Source organism: Litorilinea aerophila, from assembly GCF_006569185.2.
Taxonomy (GTDB): domain Bacteria; phylum Chloroflexota; class Anaerolineae; order Caldilineales; family Caldilineaceae; genus Litorilinea; species Litorilinea aerophila.
In genome coordinates, this window is sequence record NZ_VIGC02000023.1 from 87,944 (window position 1) to 106,291 (window position 18,348).

General features: G+C 64.0%; 15 protein-coding genes, 1 tRNA gene and 2 pseudogenes. 5 read left to right on the plus strand and 13 right to left on the minus strand.

What is annotated here, in order from left to right; translation table 11 throughout:
• Positions 1-25: 25 nt before the first annotated feature.
• From FKZ61_RS16680 to FKZ61_RS16700, 5 genes are all read left to right on the plus strand, one after another.
• Positions 26-910 (plus strand): carbohydrate ABC transporter permease, encoded by an 885-nt coding sequence (locus FKZ61_RS16680; RefSeq protein WP_211358599.1) that lies wholly within the window; start codon positions 26-28, stop codon positions 908-910.
• A 54-nt stretch (positions 911-964) separates the two neighbouring features.
• Positions 965-1,876 carry a carbohydrate ABC transporter permease gene (locus tag FKZ61_RS16685; RefSeq protein WP_141611264.1) on the plus strand — a complete coding sequence of 304 codons (912 nt, stop codon included), beginning with the start codon at positions 965-967 and terminating at the stop codon, positions 1,874-1,876.
• Positions 1,877-2,028: 152 nt separating this feature from the next.
• Positions 2,029-3,411 (plus strand): ABC transporter substrate-binding protein, encoded by a 1,383-nt coding sequence (locus FKZ61_RS16690; protein ID WP_141611265.1) that lies wholly within the window; start codon positions 2,029-2,031, stop codon positions 3,409-3,411.
• A 196-nt stretch (positions 3,412-3,607) separates the two neighbouring features.
• Positions 3,608-5,320 (plus strand): CRTAC1 family protein, encoded by a 1,713-nt coding sequence (locus tag FKZ61_RS16695; protein WP_170199857.1) that lies wholly within the window; start codon positions 3,608-3,610, stop codon positions 5,318-5,320.
• Between the two features lie 64 nt (positions 5,321-5,384).
• A complete protein-coding gene (locus FKZ61_RS16700; protein ID WP_170199859.1) occupies positions 5,385-7,472 on the plus strand; it encodes an alpha-galactosidase in 2,088 nt (695 codons plus the stop codon).
• A gap of 36 nt (positions 7,473-7,508) precedes the next feature.
• Here FKZ61_RS16700 and FKZ61_RS16705 read toward each other — a convergent pair whose 3' ends face one another.
• The 13 genes and pseudogenes from FKZ61_RS16705 to FKZ61_RS16760 form a co-directional block, all read right to left on the minus strand.
• On the minus strand, positions 7,509-8,447 hold the full coding sequence (locus FKZ61_RS16705; RefSeq protein ID WP_407659942.1) for an aldo/keto reductase: 939 nt from the start codon (positions 8,445-8,447) through the stop codon (positions 7,509-7,511).
• Positions 8,431-8,499 (minus strand): annotated as a pseudogene (locus tag FKZ61_RS24490) (hypothetical protein); the annotation flags it as partial. The gene FKZ61_RS16705 and the pseudogene FKZ61_RS24490, both read right to left, overlap by 17 nt.
• A 2-nt stretch (positions 8,500-8,501) precedes the next feature.
• Positions 8,502-9,578 carry an Ldh family oxidoreductase gene (locus FKZ61_RS16710; RefSeq protein ID WP_141611269.1) on the minus strand — a complete coding sequence of 359 codons (1,077 nt, stop codon included), beginning with the start codon at positions 9,576-9,578 and terminating at the stop codon, positions 8,502-8,504.
• 18 nt (positions 9,579-9,596) lie between these two features.
• Positions 9,597-10,268 carry a 4-carboxy-4-hydroxy-2-oxoadipate aldolase/oxaloacetate decarboxylase gene (locus tag FKZ61_RS16715; protein ID WP_141611270.1) on the minus strand — a complete coding sequence of 224 codons (672 nt, stop codon included), beginning with the start codon at positions 10,266-10,268 and terminating at the stop codon, positions 9,597-9,599.
• Between the two features lie 103 nt (positions 10,269-10,371).
• Positions 10,372-11,469 (minus strand): zinc-binding dehydrogenase, encoded by a 1,098-nt coding sequence (locus tag FKZ61_RS16720; protein WP_141611271.1) that lies wholly within the window; start codon positions 11,467-11,469, stop codon positions 10,372-10,374.
• Complete coding sequence (rpiB, locus tag FKZ61_RS16725) at positions 11,466-11,942, minus strand: ribose 5-phosphate isomerase B (protein WP_141611272.1); 477 nt, start codon at positions 11,940-11,942, stop codon at positions 11,466-11,468. The genes FKZ61_RS16720 and rpiB overlap by 4 nt, the downstream gene beginning before the upstream one ends.
• A gap of 58 nt (positions 11,943-12,000) precedes the next feature.
• Complete coding sequence (locus FKZ61_RS16730; protein WP_141611273.1) at positions 12,001-12,912, minus strand: carbohydrate ABC transporter permease; 912 nt, start codon at positions 12,910-12,912, stop codon at positions 12,001-12,003.
• A 2-nt stretch (positions 12,913-12,914) separates the two neighbouring features.
• Entirely contained in the window at positions 12,915-13,817 is a 903-nt protein-coding gene (locus FKZ61_RS16735; RefSeq protein ID WP_141611274.1) for a carbohydrate ABC transporter permease, read from the minus strand.
• 93 nt (positions 13,818-13,910) lie between these two features.
• Positions 13,911-15,326 (minus strand): ABC transporter substrate-binding protein, encoded by a 1,416-nt coding sequence (locus tag FKZ61_RS16740; RefSeq protein ID WP_141611275.1) that lies wholly within the window; start codon positions 15,324-15,326, stop codon positions 13,911-13,913.
• A 99-nt stretch (positions 15,327-15,425) separates the two neighbouring features.
• A complete protein-coding gene (locus FKZ61_RS16745) occupies positions 15,426-16,169 on the minus strand; it encodes an RraA family protein (protein ID WP_141611276.1) in 744 nt (247 codons plus the stop codon).
• A 241-nt stretch (positions 16,170-16,410) separates the two neighbouring features.
• Positions 16,411-17,475, minus strand: coding sequence for a LacI family DNA-binding transcriptional regulator (locus tag FKZ61_RS16750; RefSeq protein WP_141611277.1), 1,065 nt, complete (start codon positions 17,473-17,475; stop codon positions 16,411-16,413).
• Positions 17,476-17,794: 319 nt separating this feature from the next.
• Positions 17,795-17,868: transfer RNA gene (locus FKZ61_RS16755), tRNA-Pro, on the minus strand.
• Between the two features lie 109 nt (positions 17,869-17,977).
• A pseudogene (locus FKZ61_RS16760) lies at positions 17,978-18,348 on the minus strand (IS1634 family transposase); the annotation flags it as partial.

Sequence of the window (18,348 nt, forward strand, 5' to 3'; positions counted from 1 at the left end):
CGGTGTAGGCATCGAAGGTGTCAGGGTGGCACGTCCCCGTCGTCGGTTGGGCCGTGAAAGCCTGACGGCTTTTCTCTTCGTGTTGCCCAGCCTGATCGGGTTTATCACCTTTTTTGCCGTCCCGGCCGTCCGCGGCCTCTGGATCAGCTTCACCAATTGGGACCTGTTGCGGCCGGCCCAGTTTATCGGCCTGGGCAATTATGCCCGCCTCTTGCAGGACGGGGAATTCTGGAATGCCCTGACCGTGACCATCTACTACGTGCTGTTGAACATCCCCCTCCAGACTGTCCTGGCCATGGTGATCGCGGTCATGATGCATCGCCTGACCGATTCGGTGGTCATCAAGGGGCTGCTCATCCTGCCCTGGCTCATGCCGCCGGTGGTGGTGGGCCTCATCTGGCTCTGGATCCTGGATCCAAACCTGGGCATCTTGAATGTGGCCCTGAAGAGCCTGGGGCTGCCAGCCGTGGCCTTCCTGGGGCTTCCCCAGTGGGCCATGCCTTCCATTGCCATGATCAACATCTGGCAATATGTGGGCTACACGGCCCTGCTCATCTTTGCCGGCCTGCAATCCATCCCCCCATCGGTCTACGAAGCGGCCAGCATCGACGGCGCCTCGGAAAGCCAGATGTTTTGGAAGGTCACCGTGCCCCTGCTGCGGCCTGTCCTGGTCTTCGTGCTGGTCACCTCGGTCATCGGCTCCTTCCAGATCTTCGACACCATTGCCATCACTACCAAAGGGGGGCCGGTGAACGCCACCAAGGTGCTGAACTGGTACATCTACGAGCAGGCCTTCTCCCGCTTCAACATGGGCTATGCCACTACTATCTCAATTGTGCTCTTCCTGATCCTGATTGTGGTCAGTTTGATTCAGATGCGCCTCCTGCGGGCGGGTGAATCCGATCTGTAACCGTTGGCTTGCTGTTTGGCAAAGAGAGGCTTGGCAAAGAAAGGCGGAGAACCAATGGCCCCGAATGTAACCGGCGCCTATCGACCGAAGCAACAATTTCCCTGGGGAAAAATCCTGGCCTGGATGGCCATGGCGCTGCTGCTGTTCGTGACCCTCTTCCCCTTCTGGTGGGTGTTGCGCACCGCGCTGACCGCGCCCCGGGCCGTCTTCCAGAATACCGGCTCCCTGCTACCTGTCCAGACCACCCTGATCAATTTCCAGCGGGTGCTGGGGCTGGTCGACCCACAGACGGCCATTGCCATGGGCGGCTCGGGCCAGGCCATCAACTTCGCCCGGGCCCTGATCAATTCCATCATCGTCTCCGGGTTAGTGGTGGTCGGCCAGACCACCTTCTGTGCCATGGCTGCGTATGCCTTTGCCCGCCTGCGCTTTCCCTTCCGAAATGGCCTCTTCACCCTTTACATTTCAGCCCTGATGGTGCCGGCGATTGTGACCACCATCCCCAATTTCATCCTGGTGCGCCAGCTGGGCTGGCTGAACACCTTTGCCGGTATCGTGGCTCCCACCTTTCTGATGACCCCCTTTGCCGTCTTCTTCCTGCGCCAGTTTTTCCTGGGGGTGAATCGGGAGGTGGAGGAGGCCGCCTACATCGACGGCGCCAGCGTCTGGCTGGTCTTCTGGCGGGTGGTGGTGCCCATCACCGTGCCGGCCCTGACCACCCTGGCCATCGTGACCCTGATCAACACCTGGAACAGCTACCTCTGGCCCCTGATTGTCGGCAGCGACGAGAGCGTCCGGGTTCTCACCGTGGCCCTGGGCATTTTCCGCTCCCAGACGCCCCAGGGCGCGCCAGACTGGACGGGCCTGATGGCAGGCACCACTCTGGCCATCATTCCCACCTTCCTCATCTTCGTGTTGTTAGGTCGGCGGATTCTGGATTCCATCCAGTTTACCGGCTTCAAATAAATCATGTCAGGCCCCCCAACGTTCAGAATGCCAGGCAAGGAGGTCCGTCTTCGCCACGTATTCACCGGGTTGATATCCACATTTCTCGTACTCACTTGTGATTGCCTATTGATTTGTCCAATTGTTTCGTTTTGACTTCGGAGGAAAAGACCATGAACCGACGAATTTCCCTGTGGATGGCGCTAACCTTTGCGCTGAGCCTTATCTTGAGCGCCTGTGGCGGTTCGCCCCCGGGCACCGCCAGCGCCCCGTCCGCCGACACCGGCGGCGCAGCCACCAGCGACGAGGTAGTGACCATCACCTACTGGCTCTGGGACGCCAACCAGTTGCCCGCCTACCAGCAGTGTGCCGATGACTTCATGGAGGCCAACCCCAACATCAAGGTCGAACTGGTCCAGAGTGGCTGGGGCGACTACTGGAATAACCTCCAGACCGGCATGGTGGCCGGCACCGCGCCCGACGTCTTCACCAATCACCTGGCCAAGTACCCCGAGTTCGCGGCCAAGGGGCAGTTGGTGGATATCCAGCCTTTTGTGGAAGCTGACGGCGTGGACCTGAGCGTCTACATCGGCGACCTGGCCGAGCTGTGGGCCCGGGATGGCAAGCGCTATGGCCTGCCCAAGGACTGGGACACCATCGCCATCGTCTACAACCAGGAAGCCCTGGACGCGGCCGGCGTGACCCTGGAGGAGCTGAACAACGCCACCTGGGATCCCGAATCCGGCGGCACCTTCGGTGAGCTGATTGCCCGACTCACCGTGGACGAAAATGGCAACAACGGGCTCAGCCCCGACTTCGACCCCTCCCGAGTCAAGCAGTATGGTCTGATCATCAACGGCGCGGGCGAAGCCTACGGCCAGACCGAGTGGAGCTGGCTCGCGGCCAGCACCGGCTGGCGCCACATCGACGAACTGTACGCCACCAAGTACAACTTTGATGACCCGCGCTTCATCGCCACCATCCAATGGCTGGCCGACATGATGCAGAAAGGCTACATCATGCCCCTGCAACAGGTGACCAGCCTGGGCGGCTCGGCAGCCTTCAACAGCGGCCTGGGCGCCCTCCATGCCAATGGCTCCTGGATGATCGGCGAGTTTGCCAACAACGCCACCTTCCCCTTCGGCTTCGCCCGTCTGCCCCAGGGCCCCGAAGGCCGCAAGAGCATGTTCAACGGCCTGGCCGACTCCATCTGGACCGGCACCCAACATGTGAACGAGGCCTGGCAGTGGGTGAAATATGCCGCCTCCAAGGATTGCGCGGACACGGTGGGCGAGTTCGGTGTGGTCTTCCCTGCCCAGCAGTCTGGGGTGGATAAGGCCATCGCCGCCTTCCAGGCTAAGGGCCTGGATGTCTCGGCCTTCACCGAGCAGGCCCTGGAGCCCGGTGGCACCTTCCTCTTCCCCATCACCGATCACGCTTCGGAGATCACGGCCATCATGTCGCCGGTGATGGAAAGCATCCTGTTGGGCCAGGTGGACGCGGCCTCTGCCCTGCCCGAGGCCAACGCCCAGATCAACGCCCTGTTCCAGCAGTAGCCTCTCGAACCCGGCACGCGCCGGCTGCCATCGCCATCAAGCCATCGGCACGAAAATGGCCCGGCGTGAATGGCTGAACCTGAACGGGATGGAACGAAGGGGCGACGGCATCTGCAGATGCCGTCGCCCCTTCACCCTGGTCCAGCCTGGCGTAAGTCCCCTGGCAGAAATTCGTGGCGTTACTTCGGGTGCACCCATGCCTTGCTTCCCATCGCGGCGTTTATCCCGCTGCCTGACCGGCCTCCTGGTCTTCCTGGCCCTGTTGGCCGGGGGCAGCCTGCTCGCGCTCCTGCGCACCCCCCAGGCCGGACATGCCCGGCCCGCCGTCGGCGGGCCGGTAGTCGCCGTGCGTGCCGAGGACTCGCCCCTGGCGGTGACCGGGCCTTGCCAGGACACCTTCGTGGCCCACGACCTGGCCCACACCAGCCGGGCCGGTGAAGCTGTCCCCCGCCTCTTCGACAGCAACGGCAGCGGCCTGGCCATCAACGACCTGGACGGCGACGGACGCCTGGACATTGTGCTGGCAGATCTGGCCGGGCCCCTGGCGATCCTGTGGAACCGGGGCCACCTCCAGTTCGAGCGCCAGGAGCTACCCCTGCTGCGCCGGGCCCGGGGCGTGGCCGCGGTGGACGTGGATGGCGACACCCGGCTGGACCTGGTGGTGACCCATGGGGTGGCCGCACCGGCCTTTTTTCGCAACCAGGGCAACCGCCACTTCCAGCTCACGCCCATGCCCGGCGTCCAGCGGCCGGCCTACGCCATGGCCTGGGCCGATCTGGATCGGGACGGCGACCTGGATCTGGTGACCGGCTCCTACGATGCCGGCCGCCAGCAGGAAGTCGGCGCCAACTACCTCTTTGGCGCCAGCGCAGGCGTCTGGGTCTACCTGCAAGCGGATGGGAGATGGCAGGGGCAGCAACTGGCCGAGGCCGCCCAGGCCCTGGCCATTGCCGTCTGGGACCTCGACGACGACGGCCGGCCGGACATCTGGGTGGGCAACGACTTCGATGAGCCCGACCGCATCTGGCTGCAGCGGGATGGCACCACCTGGCTCGAAGCCACCCCCTTTCGGCAGACCGCCCACAGCACCATGGGGATAGACCGGGGAGACATTGACGGAGATGGGATCCCGGAATATTTCGCTACAGATATGAAGCCCTACAGCATCCACCCCCGGGATCTGGCCCCGTGGCTTCCCCTGATGGAGGCCGCAACCCAGGAGCGGCGCCCCTGGGATCCCCAGGTTTCAGAAAATGTGCTGCTGGTGCGAGCAGGGGACCGATACGTCAATCGGGCCTACCCATCCAAAGTGGACGCCACCGGCTGGAGCTGGTCCGCCAAATTCGGCGACCTGGACCACGACGGCCATCTGGATCTGTACGTGGTCAACGGCATGATCGCCGCCGACCTCTTCCCCTACCTCCCCCAGGGCGAGCTGGTGGAATCCAATCAGGCCTTGCAGAACCAGGGCCGGGGACGCTTCCTGCCTGCTCCTGGCTGGGGGCTGGACTCGCGGCGTAGCGGCCGGGGCATGAGCATGGCCGACCTGGACGACGACGGGGATCTGGATATCGTGGTCAACAACCTCAACAGCCCCGCCCAGCTCTTCGAAAACCGCCTCTGCCTCCAGGGCAAGGGACTGGTGGTGGAGCTGCGCTGGCCCGGCTCCCGAAATCCCTACGCCATCGGCGCCCAGGCCATCCTCCACACCGGGCAGGGTCCCCTGCTGCGGGACGTCCGGGCCGTCAGCGGCTACCTGTCCGGCGACCCGGCCAGCGTGCACTTCGGCGTGCCCCGGGGCAGCGATCCCCTTTCCCTGGAAGTGCACTGGCCAGATGGCGCTGTCACCTGGCTGGAGCAGCCCCTTCCCGGACACCGGTTGACCCTCATCCGGGAGGACGGGCCGTAGCAGCCCCCTTCTACCCACGCCTACACCTTGAACCGCCATGAACAAACCTGCTGAGGAGCAGCCTATGCCTGTTCATCAAGCCAACAACCTGTGGATTCTGGAGACCCAACAGACGGCCTATGCCTTCGGCCTCACGCCGGGCGGCCTGCTGGTGCACAGCTACTGGGGCGTTCGGCTGCGGGACCTGGGCGACTATCCCCGGCCCCAGGACGTGGCCCCCTACGCTTCCTGGAGCGGGCCGGCCCACCTGTCTGCGGAAGAGTACCCGGCCTACGCCGGCGTCAAATACACCGAGCCCTGCCTGAAGGCCACCTTCAGCGACGGCGTCCGGGACACGGTGCTGTCGTACCAGGGCGGCCAGGTGGTGCCAGACCGGCTGGACACCCTGCGCATCGTCCTTCAGGACGTCTACTATCCCCTTCAAGTGGCCCTCTACTACCGGGTTCACCCGGCCCACGATCTCATCGAACGCTGGGCGGAAGTGACCAACGGCGGCCAGTCGCCCGTCACCCTGGAGCGGGTCTGGTCCGCCCTGTGGCATCTGCCCTGGGGTGGCGGCTATCGGCTGTCGCACCTGTGGGGGCGGTGGTTTGAGGAGTGGCAACTCTGCCGGGAGCCGCTCCAGCCCGGGGTCAAGGTCAAAGAAAGCCGGCGGCTGACCACCAGCCACAGCGCCAACCCCTGGTTCGCCCTGGATCGGGGTGCCGCCGACGAAGGCCAGGGAGAAGTCTGGTTTGGGGTCCTGGCCTGGAGCGGCAACTGGAAGATGGCCGCGGAGGTGACGGAGACCGGCGCCACCCGGCTGGGCATCGGCATCAACGACTGGGACTTTGCCTGGCGCCTGAACCCCGGCGAGACCTTCACCACGCCGCCCAGCCTGGCCGGCTATACCACGGGCGGCTTCGGCGCCGCCTCCCGCCGCCTCCACGACTACGTGCGGGACCACCTGCCCCACGGCAAGCGGCTTCATCCGGTGCTCTACAACTCGTGGGAGGCGGTTTTCTTCGACGTGGACGAGGCCAGCCAGGTGGCCGTGGCCGAGCGGGCTGCCCAGATGGGCGTGGAGCTGTTCGTCATGGACGATGGCTGGTTTCATCGCCGGGACAGGGACCATGCCGGCCTGGGCGACTGGTGGCCGGACCAGCAGAAATTTCCCCGGGGCCTTCAGCCCCTGATCCAGCGGGTCAACGATTTGGGTATGGACTTTGGCCTCTGGATTGAGCCCGAGATGGTCAACCCCGACAGCGAGCTCTACCGGGCGCACCCGGATTGGGTCATCCATTTCCCCACCCGCCAGCGGACGGAGATGCGCAATCAGCTCATCCTCAACATGGCCCGACCGGACGTCCAGGAGTATTTGCTGGAGAAGCTGGACGCTCTGCTGCGGAACCACAACATCGCCTTCATCAAGTGGGATATGAACCGGAACGTGAGCGAGCCCGGCTGGGCCGACGCGCCCGGCGACCCCCGTGAACTGTGGGTGCGCTACGTCCAGGGGGTCTATCGGCTGTGGGAGACCCTGGCCCAGCGCCATCCCCACGTGCTCTGGCAGAGCTGTTCCGGGGGCGGTGGCCGGGTGGACTTTGGCCTCCTGCGGGTGGCCGATCAATTTTGGGTGAGCGACAACACCGAGGCGACGGCTCGTCTGGGAATTCAGGAGGGTTTTTCCCAGTTCATGCCCGCCATCACCATGGAGGCCCAGGTGACCCACATGGGCGATCCCCTCATGCCCCTGCCCTTTCGGTTCCACGTCAGCATGATGGGCACGTTGGGCATCAGCGCCAACCTGCTGGCCTGGAGCCCCGAGGAGCTTCGCCTGGGCGCAGAGATGATCGCCCTCTACAAGGAGATCCGGCCGGTGGTGCAACTGGGCGACCAATACCGCCTGTTGCCGGCTCAGGGGCACCCCTTCACCGCCACCCAGTACATGAGCAAAGATCGGGCTGAAGGCGTCCTCTTTGCCTTCCGCACCCACATGCCGGAGCCGGCCCGCATCCCGCCCATTTACCTGCGTGGGCTGGATCCGACGGCAGATTACGTGGTGGACGGGTTTGAAGGGGCCCGCTCCGGCCTGGCCTGGATGAATATTGGGCTTACTGTGAACCTGAAGAACGGCGAGAGTACCCTGCGGCGCATCCGGCGGGTGGGATGAAGCCTGGAGCGGTAGCGGGGGCTTGCCCGGCCCCCGCTACCGCCGCTGTTCCTCCAACCGGTCGGTGGCAGGGGGCGGCGTGTAGGAGAGGTTCGAAATCTCCTGCCACCATTCGTCGGTCATCTCCACCTCCACTGCGGCCAGGGAGGCTTCCAACTGCTCCACGTTGCGGGCGCCGATGATGGGCGCGGTCACCGCCGGGTGGTGGAGGACCCAGGCCACGGCCAGGGTAGCCGGGTGAACGCCCCGAGCCCGCGCGTGCTCGCTGAACTTCTCCGCCACTTCGTAGTAGAAATCCACGCCGTAGCGCTTCATGTACATGTCGTTTTCCACCAGGCGTCCCTGGGCCGGGCGCTCTTTGGTAGTGTACTTGCCGGTGAGCAGGCCGCCGCCCAGGGGGCTGTAGGGGATCACCCCCAGCTGCTCTTCCTGGGCCAGGGGCAGGATCTCCACCTCCACCTGCCGCTTCACCAGGTTGTACATGGGCTGGATGCACTCAAAGCGGGCCAGCCCTTCCCGGTAGGAGATGCCCAGGGCCTTCATGATCTGCCAGGCGGCCCAGTTGCTCACCGCCGGGTAGACGATCTTGCCGGCCTGGACCAGGTCATCCAGGGCCCGGACCACCTCCTCGATGGGGGTGTTGCGGTCGAACTGGTGGACGAAGTAGAGGTCCAGCCGGTCGGTCTTGAGGCGGCGCAGGGAATCTTCCACGGCCCGGGTGATGTGGCGGCGGGAGAGGCCACCGGCGTTTACATCCTTGCCCACCCGGCCGAAGACTTTGGAGGTGATCACCAGTTCATCCCGGATCCCCTGGATCAGATCGCCCAGGATCTCCTCCGAGCGGCCGCCGGCGTAGACGTTGGCGCAATCAAAAAAATTGATTCCCGCGTCCAGACAGCGCTGGAACATCCGCTTCGACTCTGCCTCGTCGGCGGTGGCACCGAAGGACATGGTCCCAAAGCAGAGTTCCGACACCTTGACGCCGGTGCGGCCGAGCAACACGTAGTTCATGAAATGTCTCCTTCATCTTTACTTCAGCTGTACGAGCCGTTCAGATAGTTTCTGGACCCCCAGCTCTTCCGCCAGCCGGTCCAATTCTGCCAGGTCGGGTAGGGGGATGCCTTGCTCGGCGTGGCGGCGGGCCTGCTCTGCCTCGATTTCCCCCGGCGTATAGATGCGCTCCACGCCGGGCATGCGGGGCTGGGCCCGGATCTCCTGCAGGAATTGGTCCATGCGTTGCTGAAAGGTGGCCAGGGGCATAAAGGCCTCCACATCCAGGGCCATGAAGAAGTGCCCCAGGTTTTGGACCTGGTCGCCGTCGTCGTAGAGGTTGACAATATGGACGCCGAAGGCTGCGCCGGTCAACACGCCACAGAGGGCGTCGATGACCAGGGCCAGCCCCGAGCCCTTATAGCCGCCCATGGGCAGCACCGCGCCGGCCAGCGCCGCTTCCGGATCCCGGGTGGGGTGGCCGTCCCGGTCGATGGCCCAGCCCTCAGGAATCGGGCTGCCTGTTCTGGCTGCGATCACGATCTTCCCCCGGGCCACCACGCTGGTGGACATGTCCAGGAGCACCGGCGTTTCCTGACCACAGGGGATGCCGACCGACAGGGGGTTGGTCCCGAGATAGGGGGTGCGTCCGCCCCAGGGCGGCATGTTGGCCGGTGCGTTGCTCAGGGCTACGCCAATCAGCCCCTGGGCCACGGCCTGTCTGGTGAAGTAGGCGCCGGCGCCGAAGTGGGAGCTGTTGCGCACCCCCACCACGCCCACGCCGTTCTCCCGGGCCATGCCCATGGCCAGCTGCATGGCCCGGCTGCCCACCACCTGCCCGGGGCCGGCATCGCCATCCATCAGGGCCACGCTGCCCCGTCGGCGGATGACCTGGATGTTGGGGTGGGTTCGCATGGTGCCCGCCCGCAGGCGCCGGGTATAGACAGGCAGCAGGCGCACGGCGCCGTGGCTGAAGAGCCCGCTGGCGTCGGACTGGGCCAACGAGTCGGCCACCATGGCCGCCGACTCTGCCGGCAGGCCGACTGCCTGCAAGATCTCCTGACAAAATTGCTGCAACAGGGGCAGCGGCACCCGTGTCTCTGCCGGTTCCTGCATGATGGGATGTCGTCCTCTCTACGGCAGATGGATTCCGTGGTCTTGTAAGATCGATCGGAACCCCAGCACGTCCACCGTCAGTTCCCCGGCCTGCAGGCGCTCCATGATGGCGGCCTCTCTGGCCGTACGCTCCCGTGCGTCCGCCAGGACGGCTTCGGCCCGTTCTCGAGGAACCACCACCACGCCGTCGTCATCGCCCAACACAATATCGCCGGGGTGGACCAGGACGCCGCCACAGATGATGGGATGGTTGATCTGGCCGGGCGAGGCCTTGACCGTGGCCTTCATGGATACACTGGCCGAAAAGATGGGAAAGCCGCGATGCCGGATAGCGGCCACGTCCCGCACGCCGCCGTTGATGACCAGGCCGGCGATGCCCCGTTGTTGGGCCGCTATCGTGGTGATCTCGCCCCAGTGGCCGGCCTCCAGGGCCTCGCCCACATCCGCCACGATCACGTCGCCCGGTTGGGCCAGGGCGATGGCCGCGTGGAGGGTGAGGTTGTCGGCCGCCTGGCAGCGCACCGTGAGGGCGCTGCCGCAGAGCTTGATGCCGGGATAGAGGGGCCGGATGGTATGGATCATGGCCCCCTGCTTGTCATTGGCCTCGTAGACTGTAGCCGTCTCTTGCTCGGCGAAGCCGGCAATCAGCGCCGCCGATGCTCGGGGAATCTCCTGGATGAACGGTTGCATTGTGTGTGTCCTTCAAAAGGATTTTGTTTGGCCACATCTGTGGCTGTTGGTGGCAGATAGAAACTGGGATGAGGGTCATCCGTGGGCACCGCGTCCGCGGGCCCTACGGCACGATCACCGCTTTGAGGGTCTCCTGGCGCTCGGCCGCGATGAGGGCCTCGTTGACCGCGTCCAGGGGGAAGCGGTGGGTGACCAGCTTCTCCAGGGGCACCTTGCGCAACAGGGTGAGTCCTCGGAGGAAGTGTTTGTTGGCCGCCGACCAGACGCCAGTGATGGTGATCTGCTTGCGATTGATGAGGTGGGGGTTCAGGGGCACCGTGCCCGCGTCCCCGTAATGGCCGGCGATCAGGTAGCGGCCGTCGATACGCACCATCTCCAGGCCTTCAGCGACGGCCGCCGGGACACCGGCGCACTCGAAGACCACATCTGCCCCCCTGCCGTCGGTGAGCTCCAGCACCTGCTGGATGCGTTCCGGTGTCGGCACCTGGGTGATGTCGATGGTCTCGTCGGCGCCGTATTCCCGGGCCAACGCCAGCCGTGTAGCCGGCGCACCGATGACAATCACCCGGCCTGCGCCCGCGTCCCTGGCCAGGATCAAGCCCATCAACCCCACCGCGCCACAGCCCTGGATCACCACCGTGTCCCCATACTCCAGGCCGCCGATGCGTTCCAGGCCATGGACCATGATGCGCAGCGCGTCCCCCAGGACGACCGCCTCGGGGGCCAGATCTGGCGGCAGTACCACCAGGTCGCTGCCGGGCAGGATCCAGACATACTCGGCGAAGCCACCAACGAGGTAGGGATGCTGGTCCGCAGGGACGACCCAGCCGCCGTAACCGATTCGTCGCTCGCACTTCGCTGGATCGCCCAAGATGGTGCAGTTATAGCACTGCATGCAGGACTTGGGAAGCCAGGTGATGAGGTCGCCCACCTGCACCTGCTTGCCGGTCACGTCGTAGAGGGGGGTATCGCCGCCGATGGCCTCCACCCGGGCCACGTTCTCGTGGCCCAGGACGGCCGGTGTGCGCACCGGCACCTTGCCGTGGAGGATGTGGACATCCGTGCCGCAGACCCCGGCCATGACCATGCGTCCCAAGACGGCGCCATCGGCCAGGGGCGGGATCTCCACCTCGCGGATTTGAAAAGGGCGTTCGGCCGGCGTTTTGATCTCCGGCAACACGGCCACCCGTGCCTTGTTCACCGGGCATCCTCCTTCAGAATCTCCTGGGCTGCCCAGCGCTCCAGGTCATGGAGCTTCTGTACCCGGCGCCGAAATTGGGGCGCCGTGCTGAAGCGGGCCTGTAGGAAAGCTTCGAGGATTTCAAAGGCCACCCGGTCGCCCACGATTTGGGCACCCAGGCAGAGCAGGTTGACGTCGTCGTGCTCCACACACTGGTGGGCCGAGTAGTGGTCGTGGCAGACCGCGGCCCGGATGCCGGGGTATTTGTTGCCGGCGATGGCCGCTCCCACCCCGGTTCCGCAGACCAGGATGCCTCGTTCGGCCTGGCCGCTGCGGATCTGCTGGCAGACCTTGCGGGCGATGTCGGGGAAGTCCACCGGCTCGGGGCTGTGGGTGCCGTGGTCGGTCACCTCGTGTCCCCAGGCTTTTAACTTTTCAATGACGGGCCCTTTCAGGGGAAAGCCGGCATGATCGCCGCCCACGGCGAGCTTCATGGCTGTATCTCTCCTCGCTGTGAATGGATGGTTGGATGACAAGACGACACACTACAACTCACCGCCCCTGGATTCCGGTCATCACCACGCCCCGGATGAAGTAGCGCTGGCCGAAGAAGAAGAGCACCAGGATAGGTACAACCAGGAACATGGAGGCGGCCATGCTGATGTGCCAGGAGGCATCGCTGGGATTGATGAACGCACGCAGGCCCAGCGCCAGGGTCTTGTTGCGCTCGCTGAAAAGATAGATCAGGGGCAACAGGAAGTCGTTCCAGTGGTGGACGAAGGAGAAGATGCCGATGGCGATGAGCACCGGTTTGGTCAACGGCGCCAGGATCAGCCACCAGATCTGCCAGTTGGACGCGCCGTCGATGCGGGCCGCTTCGTCGAAGTCCCGGGGAATGGTCAGATAAAACTGCCGCACCAGGAAGATGTTGAACGGCCCGCCGCCGAAGAAGGGCGGGACGATCAAGGGCAGGAAGGTGTCCAGCCAGCCCAACCAACGGAACAGGATAAAGCGGGGGATCAGGGTGACTACATCGGGCAGCATCATGGTACTGAGCAGCAGGATAAAGAGGGGCCCCCGGCCCGGGAAACGCAGCCGGGCAAAGCCAAAGGCCACCATAGAGCTGGTCAGGACGTTGCCCGTGATGGCGAAGGCGGTGATGGTGGCGGTGTTCATCAGCCAGCGCAGCAGCGGTGCCCGGCGCAGGGCCTCCGCATAGTTGGACCATTGGATGGGGTCGGGGATCCAGACCGGCGGATAGGCGAAGACCTGCCCCTGGGTTTTCAGAGAGCTGGAGATCATCCAGATCAGGGGAATCATGAAAATGGCGCTCAGCACCACCATGACCACATACTGGACCGTACGTACCAGGTAGCGCCGCAGGGGCCTGCGGGCACGGACATGGCGGCGGGCTACTGGACCGGTCAGGACGTTCGAACCCGATTTACTCGTGGGGATCGCCATGGCTATGTCTCCCCTCCCTCGTAGTAGACCCACGCGTCGGAGAGCCGTAATTGGAGCAGGGTGAAGACCAGGATGATCAGGAACAGGAGCCAGGCCAGCGCCGAGGCAAAGCCCATACGGAACTGTTCAAAACCCAGCCGATACAGGTAGAGCACGACAAAGAGGGTCGCATGTTGGGGGCCGCCGTTGGTCAACAGGTAGGCGCTGGTGAAAACCTGGAACGAGCCGATGATGCCCAGCACCAGGTTGAACAGGATCACGGGCGAGAGCATGGGTAATGTGACGGCTCGAAAGCTGTGCCACCAGTTGGCGCCATCGATCTCGGCCGCGTCGTAGAGGGAACGGGGAATCCCCTGCAGGCCGGCCAGAAAGATCACCATGGTGTTGCCCACCCCCCATAGACTCATCAAAATGAAGGATGGTTTGGCCGTTTCCGGTGCCCAGATCCACTGGGATTCGGGCAGACCCAGCATGCGGAGCAACTGGTTGGCCAGCCCCACTTCGGGGTTGAAGACCCAGAACCAGAGCACCGCGCTGGCTACGGCCGGCATCACCGACGGCAGATAGAAAAAGGTGCGAAACAGGGATTGGAACCGGATCTGCATGGTCAGCAGCATGGCCGATCCCAGGGCCACCATCAGGGACAAGGGAACACTGATGAAGGTGTAGTAGGCAGTGTTCCAAAGGGAAATGCCCACCAGGCGGGTGGTGAATAGCTGTTCGAAGTTCTGAATTCCTACCCACTTGGGTGGGCTGAAGAGATCCCACTCCATGAAGGCCAGGATGATGGAGGCGATCATGGGGCCGGCCACCCAGAGCACAAACCCGATTAGCCAGGGGGCAATGAACAGGTAGCCGTCGATCATCTCCTGGCGCCGTAAATTGGAAAGTTGTGTTTTCGCCATGGTTGCCCCCGCTTGACAGGTCAAAACCGCAGCGGGTCGACGATGGGGAGGGGATTGGCCGGAGGCCGATCCCCTCCCCCCAGCGCCGTCCCTTTACCACTCCAACTCGGCTAAGAGCTCGTCGATCTGTTGCTTGGCGGCCGCAGCGGCTCCTTCGATGTCGTCGCTGGCGCAGGTCCAGATGGGATCGAAGTGTTCCATATAGATATCCTTGATGCGAGACTGGTTGGGCGGGAATTTGAAGGAGATGACTTCCACGCCCTCCAGCTCCTTTTGGAAGGGATCCGTGTGTACCGCGGCGAAGTGTTCGGGGTAGCCGTCCTCCGGGATGATGGCGTCCACCGCTTCCTTTCGGGAGACCCCCCACCGCTTCTGCTGGCCGATAAATCGCTGGACCGGCAGACTGGTCAGATATTTAACCAGCTCCCAGCCCTCCTCCGGGTGGCTGGCCTGGGTGGGGACGGCCCAGCCACTGCAGCCGACGACCGAGTATTGGCCACCCGGGCCACCGGGGATGTAGGTCACATCGTACTGGAAGGTCACCCCCTCCTCCCGGGAGAAGAAATCCATGATATGGAAACTGACCGCCATGGCCGTCAGCCCGGCCCGGAAGGGATCGCCCTGGCCCTCGGTCTGGGCTGCCATCGGGCTGCTCTTCTGCACGCAGCGCATGGTGTGGAACATGCGGAAGTGCTCCAACACCGGCGGATCGGTGATCAGGGTCTGGCTGTAGGCCTCATCGTACCAGTCGCCGCCCCGGGCCTTGACAAAACCCCGGGCATTCTCGCTGTTGTTGGGCGCCGGCGAATCCAGCCAGGAGAACCCCCACTGGACGATGTTGTCGGGATCAAAGTTGGGGCTGCTGGCCGGGTTGCCGTTCTGATCCCGGGTCAGCTCCAGGGCCAGGTTCTGGAACTCGTCCAGGGTCCAGTGCAGCGAGGGGTACTCCAGGCCGGCCTCGTCGAACTTGTCTTTGTTGTAGTAGACGCCCCAGGCCGCGCTGTCTTTGGGAATGCCGTAGGTCTTGCCGTTGTGGCTGAAGGCATCGAAGAGGGCGGGGATGTAGTCCTCGGGGTTGACGCCGTCCCGTTCCATATAGGGCACCAGGTCCCGCAGGGCGCCCCGATAGGCATAGTCCTGCACGATACTCATGTGCTGGTGGATCATGTCTGGCACCACGCCGCCGGCCAGCATGGTGGGCAGCTTGGTCATGTAGTCGGCCCAGGCTTCAAAGGAGACGTTGACCTTGATGTTGGGGTGCTCTGCCATGAAGTCTTCGATGAACTGGGTGTACATTTCCCGTTCACGGCCCAGCGCGGCCGGTGTGATGAAGTCGATGGTTACTGTCTCGGAGGCGGGTTCACTGCCGCCGCCGGATTCACCAGGAGCAGCGGCCGGCGCAGCGCCAGGGGCCTGGCAGGCGGCTGCCAGGGTGCCCAGGCTGAGCAACGCTGCCCCTTTCAACAACTGGCGTCGGGACAAAGTGTGTCCCTTCAGGGTCTGTTGCATGGTAGTTCCTCCTCAGGATAGTCACTGGTTGACTCAACATGGGGGGAAATGGGAAGACAGTCAACTCACTACGACTTTGCAAGACAATCAATATCATTACTACTGGAACTGGCTGTAGTACGCCTCCACCGTTTCGATGTCCACGGTGGCGTCATGTTCCATGCCCAGCTGGTCGTAGAGCTTGCGCCGGGCGTGCATGTCGGCCAGCAGGATAGCCCGGGCGTGGGTGGCCACCTCCTGGGCGACCTCGATGGGTACCACGATCACGCCATCATCGTCGCAGCCCACGATGTCCCCAGGCCGCACCTGGGCGCCGCCGCAGCCCACCGTGGCCTGGACTTCCACCACCTGGATGCGGCCGGGGATGATGGTGCGGCCCCGGCGACGGGCGCAGATGGGGGTGCGCTGCAGGGCCACTTCGGCCGTGTCCCGGCAGTAGCCGTCGGTCACAATGCCCACCGCGCCCTGGGCAATGACGCCCAGGCTGTTGGCCGAGCCCCAGTAGCCCACCTCCTTGGCCCCGCCGGTGTCGGTGACGATGACGTGGCCTGGCCGGATCAGGTCCCGGATGCCAATGTTGCCCACCTCTTTGAACCAGATGCCATGGGCATTGACGATGTCCTCGGTGGTGTCCAGCTTCCACATGGGCCGGTTGGCCGGCACACAGCGGATGGTCAGGGCCGGCCCCCAGAATTTCATGCCCAGCCAGAGGGGGCGGATCTCCGGATCCATCAGGCCGATGTCGAAATAGCCGATGCCATCCATGGCGTCGGCCACGTCGACGACGCGCAGGTACTTGTACAGCTTCGCTACTTCAAACGGGTCGATTTCGCTTGCACTCATGGACCATTCTCCTGGATGATTGGGTTGGTTGAAGGAACTCTGGCCATCATGGCACACAGGCGTCTGGCTTAAACGGATTACACCGCATCTGAGAATGCTCCCTCCGCATACGGCCAACTATCGGGAAGAACTGAATCTGTGCTCATCTGGGGCATCCGTGGCTCGAATCAAATCTGCAAAGGGAGTGGACGGACCGGTCTGGTCAGGCATGTTGCGGGCAAATCGGGGGATGGCACCGGCTTCAAGCCTCTGGCAAGGGGGGAGGAGGGCTCTGCTCCGGCACGGCGGTGGCATCCCAGGTACCCAGGCGTTCCGTCAGCCACTCCTGCCGGGAGATCAGTCGGTTGTGCAGCACAATCTGTTGGGGCGTGGGGTCCAGCTCCTCCTCCACCTGGCCGATGAGGAGCTCCGCGGCCAGGCGGCCCATCTCCCGGGCCGGCTGGGCGATCAGGGTGAGGGGCGGGCGATAGAGCCGGGCCGCCTTGAACGCCCCAAAGCCGGCCACATCCACCGGATCCGGCCAGGTGATGCCCAGCTCCTGGAGGGCCACGATGGCCCCCTGGGTCATCACGTTGTTGAAGACAAAGAGGGCGTCGGGCGGATCGGGACGCTGCATCAGCTGGTAGGTGGCCTGGTAGCCGCCCTCCAGGTTGGCCCACCCACACACTTCCAGACCGTCCAGGGGGAGTCCGGCAGCGGCCAGGGCCCGGCGGTAGCCCTGGCGGCGGGCCCTGGTGGTGAAGACGTCAGGCAGGCCGGTGATGGCGGCAATACGCCGGCGCCCCTGGGCAATGAGATGTTGCACACATTGGAAGGCCGCCTCTTCGTCGTTCGAGGTGATGGAGGTGCAGGGCAGGCTGTCCACCCGCCGGTTGATGAGCACCATGGGCATGCCGTCGGCCAGGAAGGGCTGGATGTGTCCGGCGTCGCCAGGGGCCGGCGCCAGGACGATGCCTGCTACCAACTGTCGGTCCAGCACCTCCAGGTACGTTTTCTCCCGTTGTGGATCCTCATCGGTGTTGCAGACGATCAGGTTGTAACCCCGTTGTCGGGCGACCTGTTCCGCGGCGTGCGCGGCCTCGGTGAAGAAGACATTTTCGATGGTGGAAACCACAAAGCCGATCAGGTTGGAGCGGCGGCGGCGTAGGGAGCGGGCCACCTGGTCGGGGCGATAGTTGAGCGCCTTCACCGCCTCCAGCACCCGCTGGCGGGTTTCGCTGTTGACGTGGGGGTGGCCGGCCAGGGCCCGGCTGACGGTGGCGATGGAGACCCCCGCCCGCTCGGCTACGTCACGGATGGTCGACATGGTTGCCCTCGGGTAGGCGGACAGTGGACGATGATATTTCTGGCGTGCCAAGGGAGCAAACAGAGATGCAGACGTTGCAGCGCCGATGCTGTAAACGTTTAGCTGTAAACGTTTACATGTCTGTTTGGCCTATACTGTAAACGTTTACATGATCTTTGTCAAGCCCCAAAACCTTAAAATTTCGCGCCCAATGGGCAGATCGGTCCGCTTCTGCCGGAGGAGGCGTTGGCAGAAGGAAGCCCTGGGTGATTCACGTAGAGAAAACAGAATGGAGAAAACAAAAAGGCCGATGAATTTTCATCGGCCTGGGGTGGGGAAGTCGGGGCGAGAGGATTTGAACCTCCGACCTCATCGACCCGAACGATGCGCGCTACCGGCCTGCGCTACGCCCCGACAACACCTGTAAGTATAGCCCACTCCCGCCAAATTGCCAAATTGGGCTCGTTCCCAGGTAGGGCCCATTCCCCCATTCTAGGGCTTATTACCTATGGTTCGCTCATTTTTAGGATGGTTTGACGGAATCGGCGCAGAGCCTAGCGTAGATCTCTGTCGAGAAGTCCAACAAGGCGAGGATGCGCTGTTGCACCTCAGACAGAGGGGTCAGATGACGATGGATTCGATGAGGCTCCTGAATCACCGTCAGGGTGATCTCCTGGAAGGCCTCCAGGAGGCGCTCTGCGCTCGGCCGCGCTGTGGCTCGTGTGGGATTGCCGGCATACAACCCGGCCAGTGCCGCTCCTGTCGCAGCCAGGTTGCGGCGGACGACGAATTCCAGCAGCGTCAGCACGCGCAGGCCGATGGCCAGCAGCCGGATCAGGCCGGTGACTCGATCATCCCGTTGGAGATACATGGGAGTCAACGAGAGCGGCCGCC